The sequence below is a fragment of the Microcoleus sp. w1-18aA5 genome (assembly GCF_036701705.1).
In the GTDB taxonomy this organism is placed as follows: Bacteria; Cyanobacteriota; Cyanobacteriia; order Cyanobacteriales; family Microcoleaceae; genus Microcoleus.
The window spans coordinates 22,745-35,302 of the sequence record NZ_JAUPTE010000035.1 but is presented as its reverse complement, the minus strand read 5'-3'; the positions used below and the strand labels follow the sequence as shown (position 1 = coordinate 35,302).

Sequence of the window (12,558 nt, the reverse complement as noted above, 5' to 3'; positions counted from 1 at the left end):
CATACCTCTTGTAGGTTACGAAGGCAAATATCCTCCCTTATTAAGGAGATTTTTTCCCTTTGCTGACACCATACTTACTACTTTTTGCTGGCAGTTTACTCTAAACTAAAACTGCTAGAACTGCTCGACATTGGAGGTGGAGCGGCTGCTAAAATGCGTTCAGCTAACTTCGAGAGTGGCAAACTTTGCACATATACTTTACCAGGCCCAGTCATCTTTGCCAAAAACAAGCCTTCACCTCCAAATAAAGCATTTTTAAACCCGCCAACAAACTGAATATCGTAATCTACACTCGCTGCAAAAGCTACTAAACACCCGGTGTCTACTCGCAACACTTCGCCAACTCCCAAATTTTTCTCAACTATTGTTCCTCCCGCATGAACAAAAGCTAGCCCGTCACCCTGCAATTTTTGCAGAATAAAACCTTCTCCGCCAAAGAAACCGGCACCCAGCCGCTTGGTGAATGCTACCTCAATTTCAATGCCGTTGGCCGCACAGAGAAATGAGTCTTTTTGACACAAAAATTTACCGCCAAGTTGGCCTAAATCTAGGGGAATTACTTTACCCGGATAGGGGGCGGCAAAAGCGACGCGGGCCTTGCGATTTCCGGCGTTGACAAAGGTGGTAATGAAAAAACCCGCTCCTGTCAGCATTCGTTTGAAACCTTGAAATAAGCCGCCGCCTGTGGATGTTTGCATTTGGATGTCGCCTTCCATGTATGTCATGGTTCCAGCTTCAGCCCTGACGCCTTCTTTGGGGTCGAGTTCAATCTCGATGAGTTGCAAATCGTCGCCGTAGATTTTGTAGTCAATAATATCTGCCATATGTTGCCCCTCAAGTTAAAGAACGAAGCTACTTGCTACGAATATCTAAGTAGGTACATATATATTACGTTTCCTCAGACAGATATAAACGCAGCGTTTGTCAAGTCTATTGCGATTGCTTTGTTTGTCTGTTGTAGGTGAAATTTATTTATGTCAGCCTACTTATAAATTACACGATATTTTGGCACTCAATGTTCAAGTTCTTCTTTTTCGAGCTGCACTTGGGGGTCTTGTTCCAGGCTGGGGTAAGTAGATACGTACTTCGGTTTTCTGAACAAGCTGCGGATTTGGTCGAAACTCTGATCTTGCAGCCATCCGACTATGCCGTCGGGCAGGACTGTTACTACTATTAAAAATAGCGCGCCTTGGAAAAATAGCCACACTTCGGGAAATTGTTCGCTTAAGAAACTTTTGCCAAAGTTGACTAGCAGTGTTCCCAATATTGCTCCAGATAATGTGGCGCGACCTCCCACTGCAACCCAGATTACCATTTCAATTGAAAAGGCAATATCCATTGCTTTTGGCGAAATGATTCCGGTTTGTACGGTAAATAATGCGCCTGCAATCCCGGCTAAACCGGCGGAAATTGCAAAGACTAAAACTTTGTAGCCTGTGGGATTGTAACCTGAGAAACGCAGGCGCACTTCGTCGTCGCGAATTGCTACTAACAGGCGACCGAAACGCCCGCTGGTTAGCCATCGACACAGGGCGTAAGTTGCTGCTAGAAAGAGTATGGTGAGAATGTAGAAAATATATTGAGTATCTCGGTCATTTACTGTGGCCCCGAACAAGGTTTTAAAGTCTGTGAGTCCGTTGGTGCCGTTAATCAGTTTTTGCTGACCGTTAAAGAAGTTGAAAAATACAATGGTTGCTGCTTGGGTAAGAATTGAAAAGTAAACGCCTCGAATTCGATTGCGGAATACTAAATAACCTAAAAGTGCGCCCAAGATAGCGGGGATGAGAACTACTGCTAATGCTGAAAAAGGAAATGAATAAAATGGTTGCCAAAACCAGGGGAGTTCGGTAACGCCGTAGAGGTTCATAAATTCTGGCAATTGACTGCTGGCGGTTGAGGGAATTTGCAGTTTTAGGTGCATGGCGAAAGCGTAACCGCCGATCGCAAAAAACACCCCATGCCCTAAACTAAGTAAACCCGTGTATCCCCAAATTAAGTCTATGCCGAGGGCGGCAATTGCTAGTGCTAAAAATCGCCCTAATTGATTGAGCCGAACGTCTGGGAGTATTCCTGGGAGGAGTAAGATGAATGTGAGGGCGATCGCGCTGACAATTGCCGCTTCTTTTAGCCAGGGTTTTTGATGTGTTTTCTGCATTTTTCGCTACACTCGGAGTTGTAATTTTTAATTTTCTACCGTCCGCCCTTTTTGCGGGAAAATCCCTCCCGGCTTCACTTGCAGAAAAGCCATAATTAAGGCGAATACCATTACTTTTGCCATGCTGGTTGTGGCGAAAAATGTGAAGAAGTCGGCTAAAGGCTTGATAGGAGCGAACATTAATGCTAAGGTTCCCGAACCGATCAGGTAATTCGCAGTGCCGATCGCCATCGCAGCAACGACACTCCCCACAATCTTGCCTACACCGCCCACAACAACCACCATAAAGGTATCGACTATATAATTTTGTCCGGTATTTGACCCTACCGAACCAATCAAACTAATCGCACACCCAGCGACACCAGCCAACCCCGAACCCAAAGCAAAAGTCAGCGCGTCTACTTGTTCGGTAGGAATTCCCAAACACGCACTCATGCTGCGATTTTGTGTCACGGATCTAATCCGCAATCCCCACACAGACTTTTGCAAAAATAGGTAAATTCCCGCCAAACAAATTCCTGTCAGCACAATAATAAAAATTCTGGCGTAGGGCAACTGAAAATTGCCCAGCGGTATGCCACCCCGCAACCATTGCGGTGCAGTTACGTCCACATTTTGAGCGCCAAACCAAGGTTTAGTTACTGCCAGTTTATAAGTTTGCCCTAAAAAAGCGCTCACCGCCCAGGAAATACCCAAAGATAAAGGCAAAATTAGGGCAATAATTTGGCTGCGAATGCGATCGAAATCCATGCGAGATTTCAGCACCCGCAAACCGCCAAAAAACAGCAAACAAAACACCGCAATCCCAATTACCATCACCCAACTAACGCTGCGGACAAACTGCTGCAAAATTAAACTTACGCCCCAAGTTGCCAGCAGAGTTTCTAGCGGTCGCCCGTAAAGATAGCGAATCACTCCGCGTTCTAGAATTAATCCTACTAATGCAGCTACTAAAAAAGCTAGGGGAATTGCAAATAAAATATAGGTTTCAAAAGCAAATCCTCCGATTCCTTTGAAGACATTTTGCACTACGAAAGTTGTATAAGCCCCCAGCATCATCAACTCGCCATGAGCCATATTAATCACGCCCATCAGCCCGAAAATAATCGCTAATCCCAGGGCTGCAATTAGTAAAACAGCGCCGATGCTAATGCCGTTAAATAAACCATCTAATATCGCCACTTTTGTTACTCCTGCATCAAGTCCGTCAACTTTGTCCGCGGATAATTAGGGGCGGATTTTATCCAATTGGTGTCAACTTAGAACTAAAACCCTCTGTATATTTCGCTTGTAGCCGAGTCTCGATCCCCCTAAATCCCCCTTAATAAGGGGGACTTTGAAGAGTCCAGTTCGCCCTTATTAAGGGAGTAGGGATTGACGAAAGAATGCTCTTACTCCCCCCTTATTAAGGGGGGCCGGGGGGATCTCCGGGTTTAAAGACATACCCTAGGAGAATCGAGGATACGTTACCAACGTTAACAAAATTGGTATTACCTACTTATCAAGCTTTGAATTTTCCACCTTTTGCGGGGTCTGACCAATCGCAAGCAAAGCCTTTTGTTTCAGCGACAAATTGATTCCAAGGCACCGGCTTCACTGCTTCTGGTGTAGCAAAAGCGATGTTAAACAAACCGTCTTCTCTCACTTCGCCCAAGCGCACAAATTTAGAAAGGTGATGGTTAACATCCATCGTTACTGTGCCCCCTGGCGCGTCAAAGGTTTGACCCAAAGCTGCTGCCCGCACTTTTTCTAAATCGTCGGCTGTCCCTGCTTTCTCGACAGCTTGCTTCCACAGGTAAACCATGATATAAGCTGCTTCCATCGGGTCATTGGTCACTCTATCTTTGCCGTATTTTGCCTTGAAAGCTTCCACAAATTTTGTATTTGCCGGAGATTCTACAGTCATGAAGTAATTCCAGGCGGCGTAATGGCCTTTAAGATATTCTACGCCGATCGCCTTTACTTCTTCTTCCGCAATACTGACAGACATTGACGGATATTTGTCCGGGCCCAAACCTGCACCCTGCAACTGTTTGAAGAATGCTACGTTGCTGTCGCCGTTGAGAGAATTGAAAATGACGCCGCCGTCTGGCAAAGCTGCCTTAATTTTAGTAATAATTGGCGTGACTTCTGTCCCGCCCAAAGGAATGTAATCTTCTCCAACTAATTCGCCGCCTTTGGCTGCTAGCTGTGCCTTGATAATGGTATTTGCCGTGCGGGGGAAAACGTAGTCCGACCCGACTAAGAAGAATTTTTTGCCTTTATTTTCTAGCAGCCAGTCAACTGCTGGTTCGATTTGCTGGTTCGGCGCCGCCCCAGTATAAAAGATATTCTTGGAACACTCTTGACCCTCGTATTGTACGGGATACCAGAGCATATGATTTTTTTCTTCAAATACTGGCAATACTGCTTTGCGACTAGCGGAAGTCCAGCACCCGAAGACGGTGACAACTTTATCTTGGTCGATCAATTTTTTGGCTTTTTCGGCAAAAGTCGGCCAGTCTGAGTTGCCATCTTCTATTACTGCTTCGATTTGTTTTCCGAGGACGCCACCAGCTTTATTAATTTCTTCGATCGCTAATTGTTCGGCATCGACTACGCTTTTTTCGCTGATTGACATCGTGCCGCTCAAGGAATGCAAAATTCCTACTTTGATCGTGTTTCCGCCCCCGGCTGCTGCTGGTGTAGTTCCTGTTGATGTGGGAGAAGCGGCGGGAGTTCCTGTTGGAGTGGGAGTTCTACAAGCTTTTAGAAATAAACTGGATGTTAGGGTAGCAGAACCGTATAAAAGAAATTTCCGTCGATCGAATCGCTTTGTCATTTTTTCTGGTTACTCTTGAATAGATGAGTCAGATGATTGAGAATAATAACACATAGCGACTTGATATTAAGACTGGCTGCTGAAGACTGTTGTATTTTTAGATACAAAAGTTATTATTTGTTGACAAAGAGAAACTTTTCTGGGGATTGATGGCTACTGCTGCAAAAACTGGGCTGATACCATTTTAGATTTAAGATTGACTAATGACATAAGCCTTTGGAGTTTACCTACCGTTGCATTCTTTTCTGAAACCGCGTTTAGACACCAAAATACGTCTTTTCAGCAATCAGTGTGAAATTAGAAACCGGGTTTCTTTACAGAAATTATCTTATTGATGGTAGGAGTTAGGCAGCAACGGGGTCATTTCACCAAATAGAAAGCGGGTTTCTCGCTCTCCACAGGTTATTGATGCTAAAACTTAGGCAGCAACCGGGTCGATCGCATAAAATAGGCAAGTGTCAAAGCAGGTGACGATCTCACTTCGCTTTGAACTCAAAGCGAAGTGCGATCGTCACCTGTAGAAATGCCCCTGATTTATGGAGAATAGCGGACTCGAACCGCTGGCCTCTGCGGTGCGATCGCAGCGCTCTACCAACTGAGCTAATTCCCCTGATTGAGTTTTAATTTAGCATTTTAGATGCCGGATTGCCGAATCTAAAAGGCTTACAGGTCTTGCTGGCTCTCACGTTCGCAGACCGTCACTTACACTAGCACGTAACTGCTAAAAAGGTCAAGTGTTTTCTGCTGCCGGCTCATTGGGGGCGATCGAGCAAAGTGTCGCCACTCTATCCAACTCTAAATCAGCAAAATAGTCCACCGTCCAATTAGCTTGGCGCTGGATCATGTGAAACGGGTAAGTGTGAGTCACACCCGCAACCTGAATCCCCGCTTTTTTCGCCGCTTCAATCCCCGCAAAAGTATCTTCTATCGCCAAACACTCGATCGGTTGCAGGTTAAAGTCGGGATATTTCTGGTTGAGAAGTTCCACAGCCAATAAATAGCAATCCGGTGCTGGTTTGCTCGCCGTCAAGTCATCCCCTGCGACAATCAACTCAAAGTTTGCCGCCAAACCGGCCCGATCTAACACCAATTCTATATCCGATCGCATTGCCCCGCTAACAACGGCCATTTTCAGTCCGGCAACCCGAATTTTATCAATAAATTCTGCCAAACCGGGATAAATCGGCAGTTTCTCCAAAGTATCTATTTGAGCTTTGTAAGCTTCTGCCTTGCGCTGCATCAGTCGATCGAGATATGTTTCTGTTAGATATCGTCCCCGGCGCTTGAGTAGTTCGGTAATGCAAGCGCGATCGCTCCTTCCCAAACAAATTTCTCGAAACTCCCCACGTTTGAGCTGGAGATTTTCATCGAGCATCAATTGATCGATGATTTTCTCGTGAATTGGCTCGTCATTAACAATCACGCCATTAAAATCAAATAAAACAGCTTTTAGAGTCATTAGTCAGTAGTCAGTAGTCAGTAGTCATTAGTTAGTAGTCATTAGTCATTAGTCAGCAGTCAACAGTCAACAGTCAACAGTCAACAGTTAATACATCAAGCGGGAGCTGGAATGCCCGGTAAATCGCCATCAAAATCAGGAGTTCGATCGCCCCAATTCCACCCCCTCGCCACCTTTGCCTCTTCCAAATCTTCCCCAGGCAAAGGTTTCACGCCCTGCGTCACCTGATTCACCCACCAGTGTTCGTGAGTTTGCACCGCCGCGAATCGAGCCGCCCCCGCCCAAGCATCAAGGCTGCCAGCCGCGTAAGACTTAATATAAGGCTCTTCAAAGATATCAGTCAGCCACTCTGTCTGCTGCAAAGTTTTTTGATTTCCGTCCAAAATTGCCACTTGTCCCCCAACCTTCAGCAGTCGGAAGCTTTCTCGCAAAATTGCCCGCGATACAGCAGGTGGCGTCTCGTGAAACAGCAAGGAAGCTGCGACTAAATCGAAGCTGGCATCGCCAAAAGCAACGCTTTCGGCATTTCCGTGCAACCACTGGATATTTAAGCCGGCTTTTTGCGCTTTCATGTCGGCAACTACCAGCATATAAGGCGACAAGTCCAAGCCGACAACTTCCGCTTCGGGAAAGGCTTGCTTGAGCATGAGCGTTGTCGAACCGGTGCCGCATCCCAAATCGATAATTCGGCGCGGTTTCACCCGCACAGCGTCAATTAAGCCTTGTCTGACGACTGTTTCGTGGGGAGGCAAAACATATTGCGTGATTGGATCGTAGGAAACGGCGGCACTGGGGTTGAGGTAGCCGCGTTTAATGCCGTGAAAGTTTTGGCTGCTGTAATATTCGGGATAAACTAAATCGGGTTGTCGGTAGCGATCGCCCGCTGTTTCCCAGTCAATACCTTCGTAGAGTCGTTTCAGTGCTTCTTCGTCGATCGCCAGTCGAATCAGGGGCGACAAAAAGCGCTCGAAAATTGTATCCTTGCCAACAGCCATAAAACACCTTTAACAAAAACTCTTCTAATTTTAGCCAAAGGCCGTAAATTTAGCATTAATTAAAATTGTTGATCCTCTCTTCTCTTTTCCCTGTATCCGTTACCTCCGTTACAAAATCCCTGGGCTTCCTTTCCCACTTTCTTCTTAGAGAAGTTTCCCAAATCAATGCAACTATAGACAAGCTCTAAACTCTTATTTCATCAGTCCTTTCCCAATCTCAAATCTCAAATCTTAAATCTTAAATCTTAAATCGTCTTAGTTCCCGTTACTAATAGGAATTTTGACCAAAAATTGCGTACCACCGCCCGGAGGTTGAGAAATTGTGATGCTGCCGCCGTGTCCATCCACTACAATTTTGTAGCTAATTGCTAATCCCAAACCAGTGCCTTTGCCCACCTCTTTAGTCGTAAAAAATGGGTTAAAAATTTGATCTTTAACGCTGTCGGGAATGCCGGGGCCGTTGTCGGCGATCGCCACTTTCAGAAATTTAGCCCCATGTTCGCGAACTACCCCCGTGGAAATAGTAATAATTTTATCCAGGCGAGCGATCTCGTTCAAAGCATCGATCGCATTGCTCAGCAAGTTCATAAACACCTGATTGAGCTGAGACGGATAGCATTCGACTGAAGGCACTTTTCCGTATTTCTTAACTATATAAATTCTATTTTTTATGCGGTTGGAGAGCAGCAGTAAGGTATTTTCTATACCTTCGTGAATGTCCGCCTGCTTTTTGTCAGATTCATCAAGGCGAGAAAAGTTTCGCAAAGAAAGAACTATGCTGCGAATGCGTTCGGTTCCTATTTTCATAGAATCCAATATATGCGGCAAATCCTCCTCGATAAATTCTAACTCGATTTCTTCGGTAAAATCTGCGATTTCCTGGGGAACCTCTGGGAAGGCTTCTTTGTATAAACTCACCAATTCTAATAAATCTTTAGTATATTTGCTAGTGTGAGGCAAATTAGCCGAAATGAAGTTAACGGGGTTATTGATTTCGTGTGCTATTCCAGCCACCATTTGACCTAGGGATGACATTTTTTCGTTCTGCACTAAATGAGTTTGAGTTTTTTTCAGTTCATTTAAGGCACTATTAAGCAGTTTTACTTGGTCTTGGGTTTGACTGTAAAGGTGAGCTTGAGTAATTGCGATCGCCAATTGGTCTGCCACAGCTTTTAATAGTTGGATTTCCTCCCCGCTCCAAAGCCAATGAGTAGCGTGGCTACAAATTAAATAACCCTGCGGCTGGTTCTGAGTCTGAACAGGTACGGCTAAATAGCTATTAGCTTTAAGTTCCGGCGGTTGAGTTACACCCTTCGCCCAAGTGTCGCTCGAAAGAATAATTGGTTCGCCTTGACCACTCCGTACTAACACATTTTCGAGAAAGTAAGACTCAAACTTTATGGCTTGTGTCGGAGAATCAGATGGACAACATTCCCACAGAACTTGTAACGTTTTTTCTTGCGGTTTGTACCATCCAAAAGCCGCCCGTTCTAGGTGCAGCAAACTTACTATTTCTTCGACTGTACTTTGCACAATTTTGTCTAGTTCCAGGGAAGCGCGAATGCGTCCGGCAATCCGGTTGAGCATGGCTTCTCGCTCCGCTTGAGCGCGATTATTTTCGGAGGAGTAAATTAGCCAAATTGCTGCTAGCATTGCCGGGATGAGCAGTCCGGCGACTACGGATGTCAGCAAATTTAATGCTTGGAGTTTGGATTCAATATTTTCGCGGGGAATTACTAAAGCCATAGACCAGTTAACTTCCTTGAGGGGAGCATAGGCCACATACACCCATTTGTTATCTATTTTTACCAGTTCGATGTTCGTCTGGCGGTCAATCATCTGCCGCGCAATTGTGGAGAGTGCGGGGTCTTTTGACTGTAAAAAGCTTGGGGCCTCCCGGTCGATATTTCCGATTAAGTTATTGTTGGGATGAACAATTGGCACTCCTTGTGAATTGAGCGCAAAAGCATAACTATCGGAACCGTACAGCAAGCTGTTAGCGACAGATGTTACTCGGTCTAATTTAATGCTGCCCGATAGGACTCCAATTACTTGATTGGGAGCGGGGGGTAAAGCCCAAATAGGAGCTGAAATAATAATCGTAGAAACTTTTGTACTGCGGCCTATCAGCGGGTCGGAAACGTTGAGCTGTCCGGCCATTGCTTTTTGAAAGTGTTGGCGGTCTTTACTGTTCGCGCGGTTGCCTAAAGTGTTGATAAATGAGCCGTCCGATTGAGTTAATGACAGGATGAAATACTCTTTTAATCTGTATATTTCTCCTTGCAACCGGGGTTCGACTAATTGCCAATTGAGAGTGCCAACCGTAGGATCGTAAGCAATGGTTTCTATTTCTGCTTTGCGGCTGCTTAGCCAGCGGTCGATTTCATCGGTGCCTTTTTCTAGTTTTAATAGTGCTATTTGCTTTAAATTGTCAAGGATTAGTCCGCGTACAAAAAAATAGCTGATGCAAGCAGTTGTGCTAATGGTTAAAGCGGTGGTGGCCAGAATTAGCAGGGTCAGCAAATGGCGGCGCTGCCGTCTGTGTTGCCAAAGACTGTGCGCTTGCTGCCACCGCGATTGAGTCGAATTGCTGATGTTTTGCCAAAAGCGGCGCAGCTTTTTTGTTTGTGGCGGCGGCGCAGACACAGATCCGGCTTGATTTGCTGGGTTTTGCATCATCAAATGTTCCCTCAGAGTCAACTTCATCAAACGGTCTTCGTCATTCGGCAGATTTAATATCAGGCAAGTAGTGAGACAATTTAAGAAAAGAATGCAACTGTAGCCAAGATTCAAACCCTCGTAGTCATCAGTCATTCGCAATCTAAAATCTAAAATCTAAAATTTAAAATAATATGACTTACATTCCGGATTGCAAACAATTTTTCTTATGGTTGGGCACTCGCCTTCTATTTTGGCATCAATTTTATATTTCGACCTTCGATTTACCTATTTGAGGTTTGTGCTTTACGATATCTTTAATATCTATCTCGTTTGTATAACAAAATAATTGTAAATAACACAGAGAAAATACGGAGTTTTTTAGATTACCAATGTATTATAATGTATGAGCAAAACTCTCTTGACAATTTTACTGATTTGTGCTGTGGTTTCAAGGGGAAATTTTTTCGTCTAAAGCTTTTTTAGCCAAGCGGGTTGCATAAACGGTGAGGGCGATCGTTGCTAGCAAACCAATGCCGTAAAGAGTCCACTCAGCAGCAGTGCGCGATCGCCCGCTAGATCCGAGTGCAGCCAAACTCCCGGCCAGGGAACCGATATAAACATACATGACTGTTCCGGGAATCATGCCGATCCAAGATGCCAAAAAATAGTCTTTTAAAGATACCTGCGTGACTCCAAAAGCATAGTTCAGCAAATTAAACGGAAAAATGGGAGAAAGTCGCGTCAGCAGCACAATTTTCCATCCTTCAGAAGCAACTGCGGAGTCGATCGCCTTAAATTTTTGATTGCCCTCTATCTGTTTGGAAACCCAGTCGCGAGTTAAATACCGCCCTACCAAAAAAGCGCAAGTTGCGCCTAAAACCGATCCGATGGAAACACAAACCGAACCGCCAACGACTCCAAACAAAACGCCAGAACCAAGAGTCAGCAAAGAACCGGGGATAAATAGAACCGTTGCGACAATGTAAATTAGAATAAAAGCTGCCGGGCCCCAAGGGCCGAGACTCGCGATCGACTCCAGCGCATTTTTCAGAATTCCTTGAAAGTTGAAAAACTGAGTTGCTGCAATCAAAGCCACAGCTAAACCAATCCCTAAAATCAGCTTCCACCTATTTGATGGCGGCGGATTTTCATCGGGCGATCGCGAATCATTCATTGCTTAAACTCCCCTGTCTACATTGCATACACCCTAAGCTTGGCAGTTGCGCTTTAGCCCTGCAATACTCTGTAATAAAGCGCAACTTTTCCCTTAAATTAAATCAAAGTACCGCCGCAGCTAGAACCGCAACCTGCCGTACAGCCGTAACAATAAGCAGCAGTTTGCACCTCTTGAATCACATCTAAACTGCCAGATGCGAGCAATTTAGCAACAGTTATCTTTTCCCCGCTGCCAGTTTTCGCTGGCAGATTTTCCATTTGGTTAAAATCGCAGTCGTAGACATTGCCCAAATAGTCGATCGACAATTCGTTGCGGCACATTAAATGTTCCAGAGTACCGGGATTAAAATTATCCTCCAAAAACCCCAGATAAGGCTTGTGAAGTTTCTTATGTTCCAAATGAAACTTAGTCCGTCCCACCGGCAAATTAGTAATCGCGAACAATTGATTAAAACAAATCCCAAAATGTTCGGCTAAATAAACCTTGTAATCTTGCTCTAACTGACCTTGTTCCGGTGTTAGCGAAAATTTATCTGTTGCGGGCACTTGTGGATTGTACACCAAATCCAGAGTTAAATTTGGGTGTTTCCCGTATCCCAACTGATTTAGCTTTTGCAGCGCCAGAATCGAACTGTCAAAAACACCGTTGCCACGCATTTTGTCCACATTGTCAGCTTGGTAGCAGGGAAGGGACGCCACAATTCTGAGTTGGTGCTGCGCGCAATATGCGGGAATATCTTCAAAACCTTTTTCAAAGTAAATCGTCAAATTAGAACGAACAATTACCTCTTTACCTGCAGCCCTGGCAGCTTCCGCTAGCGGTTTAAAACCGTAAAGCATTTCGGGAGCACCGCCGGTCAGGTCAACAGTTTGAATTTGAGGAAAGCGGCTAATGATTTCAATTAATTGGTCGCAAATTTCCGGGGAAAGTTCTTCTGTTCGTGTTGGGCTAGCTTCTACGTGGCAGTGAGTGCAAGCGAGGTTGCAGCGTTTGCCGAGATTTATTTGTAAAACTGTAATCTGCTTTTTAGTTAAAGCTGAGTGAATTTTGTTTTTGAAAGGCGTGACTGCGGTCTGAATCATGTGCTAACCTTTTGGTCTCTGCTCGCAACGAATGTAGAGGCGTTCCGGGGGAACGCCTCTCATAATTTAGCACTAATTATGTGGATGCGACAGCGACTAATTTGAATGATTGGCAACAAAGTTAATTGAAACTCACATCTTGCACCATTCTTAAGAACAGGCAAGATGCCTGTTCCACAAAAGTTAATTTTCTTGTGGGGTGGGCATC

General features: G+C 45.0%; 9 protein-coding genes and 1 tRNA gene. All 10 read right to left on the bottom strand.

Annotation, left to right across the window (positions count from 1 at the left end; genetic code table 11):
• Window positions 1-95: 95 nt before the first annotated feature.
• On the bottom strand, window positions 96-824 hold the full coding sequence (locus Q5691_RS14705) for a TIGR00266 family protein (protein WP_333080163.1): 729 nt from the start codon (window positions 822-824) through the stop codon (window positions 96-98).
• Between the two features lie 188 nt (window positions 825-1,012).
• Window positions 1,013-2,155 (bottom strand): urea ABC transporter permease subunit UrtC, encoded by a 1,143-nt coding sequence (gene urtC, locus Q5691_RS14700; protein ID WP_333211307.1) that lies wholly within the window; start codon window positions 2,153-2,155, stop codon window positions 1,013-1,015.
• A 27-nt stretch (window positions 2,156-2,182) separates the two neighbouring features.
• Window positions 2,183-3,337, bottom strand: coding sequence for an ABC transporter permease subunit (locus Q5691_RS14695; RefSeq protein WP_333211309.1), 1,155 nt, complete (start codon window positions 3,335-3,337; stop codon window positions 2,183-2,185).
• Window positions 3,338-3,656: 319 nt separating this feature from the next.
• Window positions 3,657-4,976, bottom strand: a complete 1,320-nt coding sequence (urtA, locus tag Q5691_RS14690) for an urea ABC transporter substrate-binding protein (RefSeq protein WP_333345382.1) — start codon at window positions 4,974-4,976, stop codon at window positions 3,657-3,659.
• A gap of 537 nt (window positions 4,977-5,513) precedes the next feature.
• Window positions 5,514-5,586, bottom strand: a tRNA-Ala gene (locus Q5691_RS14685).
• A 120-nt stretch (window positions 5,587-5,706) separates the two neighbouring features.
• On the bottom strand, window positions 5,707-6,435 hold the full coding sequence (locus Q5691_RS14680; RefSeq protein WP_333211314.1) for an HAD family phosphatase: 729 nt from the start codon (window positions 6,433-6,435) through the stop codon (window positions 5,707-5,709).
• Window positions 6,436-6,530: 95 nt separating this feature from the next.
• The gene (locus Q5691_RS14675; RefSeq protein ID WP_333345380.1) at window positions 6,531-7,430 is read right to left on the bottom strand and encodes a methyltransferase domain-containing protein; all 900 of its coding nucleotides are present in this window, start codon (window positions 7,428-7,430) and stop codon (window positions 6,531-6,533) included.
• Between the two features lie 255 nt (window positions 7,431-7,685).
• Window positions 7,686-10,244: an ATP-binding protein gene (locus Q5691_RS14670; RefSeq protein WP_333345378.1), complete on the bottom strand. Its 2,559-nt coding sequence runs from the start codon at window positions 10,242-10,244 to the stop codon at window positions 7,686-7,688.
• A gap of 295 nt (window positions 10,245-10,539) precedes the next feature.
• Complete coding sequence (locus tag Q5691_RS14665; RefSeq protein ID WP_333310074.1) at window positions 10,540-11,265, bottom strand: TVP38/TMEM64 family protein; 726 nt, start codon at window positions 11,263-11,265, stop codon at window positions 10,540-10,542.
• Window positions 11,266-11,363: 98 nt separating this feature from the next.
• Window positions 11,364-12,350: an arsenosugar biosynthesis radical SAM (seleno)protein ArsS gene (gene arsS, locus Q5691_RS14660; protein ID WP_333211321.1), complete on the bottom strand. Its 987-nt coding sequence runs from the start codon at window positions 12,348-12,350 to the stop codon at window positions 11,364-11,366.
• Window positions 12,351-12,558: the final 208 nt, after the last annotated feature.

What these genes read in the sequence shown, in the direction of transcription:
- Q5691_RS14705 (WP_333080163.1), bottom strand. Translation starts at nt 824, where the DNA reads ATGGCAGATATTATTGACTACAAAATCTACGGCGACGATTTGCAACTC.
- urtC (WP_333211307.1), bottom strand. Translation starts at nt 2,155, where the DNA reads ATGCAGAAAACACATCAAAAACCCTGGCTAAAAGAAGCGGCAATTGTC.
- urtA (WP_333345382.1), bottom strand. Translation starts at nt 4,976, where the DNA reads ATGACAAAGCGATTCGATCGACGGAAATTTCTTTTATACGGTTCTGCT.
- Q5691_RS14680 (WP_333211314.1), bottom strand. Translation starts at nt 6,435, where the DNA reads ATGACTCTAAAAGCTGTTTTATTTGATTTTAATGGCGTGATTGTTAAT.
- Q5691_RS14675 (WP_333345380.1), bottom strand. Translation starts at nt 7,430, where the DNA reads ATGGCTGTTGGCAAGGATACAATTTTCGAGCGCTTTTTGTCGCCCCTG.
- Q5691_RS14670 (WP_333345378.1), bottom strand. Translation starts at nt 10,244, where the DNA reads ATGACTGATGACTACGAGGGTTTGAATCTTGGCTACAGTTGCATTCTT.
- Q5691_RS14665 (WP_333310074.1), bottom strand. Translation starts at nt 11,265, where the DNA reads ATGAATGATTCGCGATCGCCCGATGAAAATCCGCCGCCATCAAATAGG.
- arsS (WP_333211321.1), bottom strand. Translation starts at nt 12,350, where the DNA reads ATGATTCAGACCGCAGTCACGCCTTTCAAAAACAAAATTCACTCAGCT.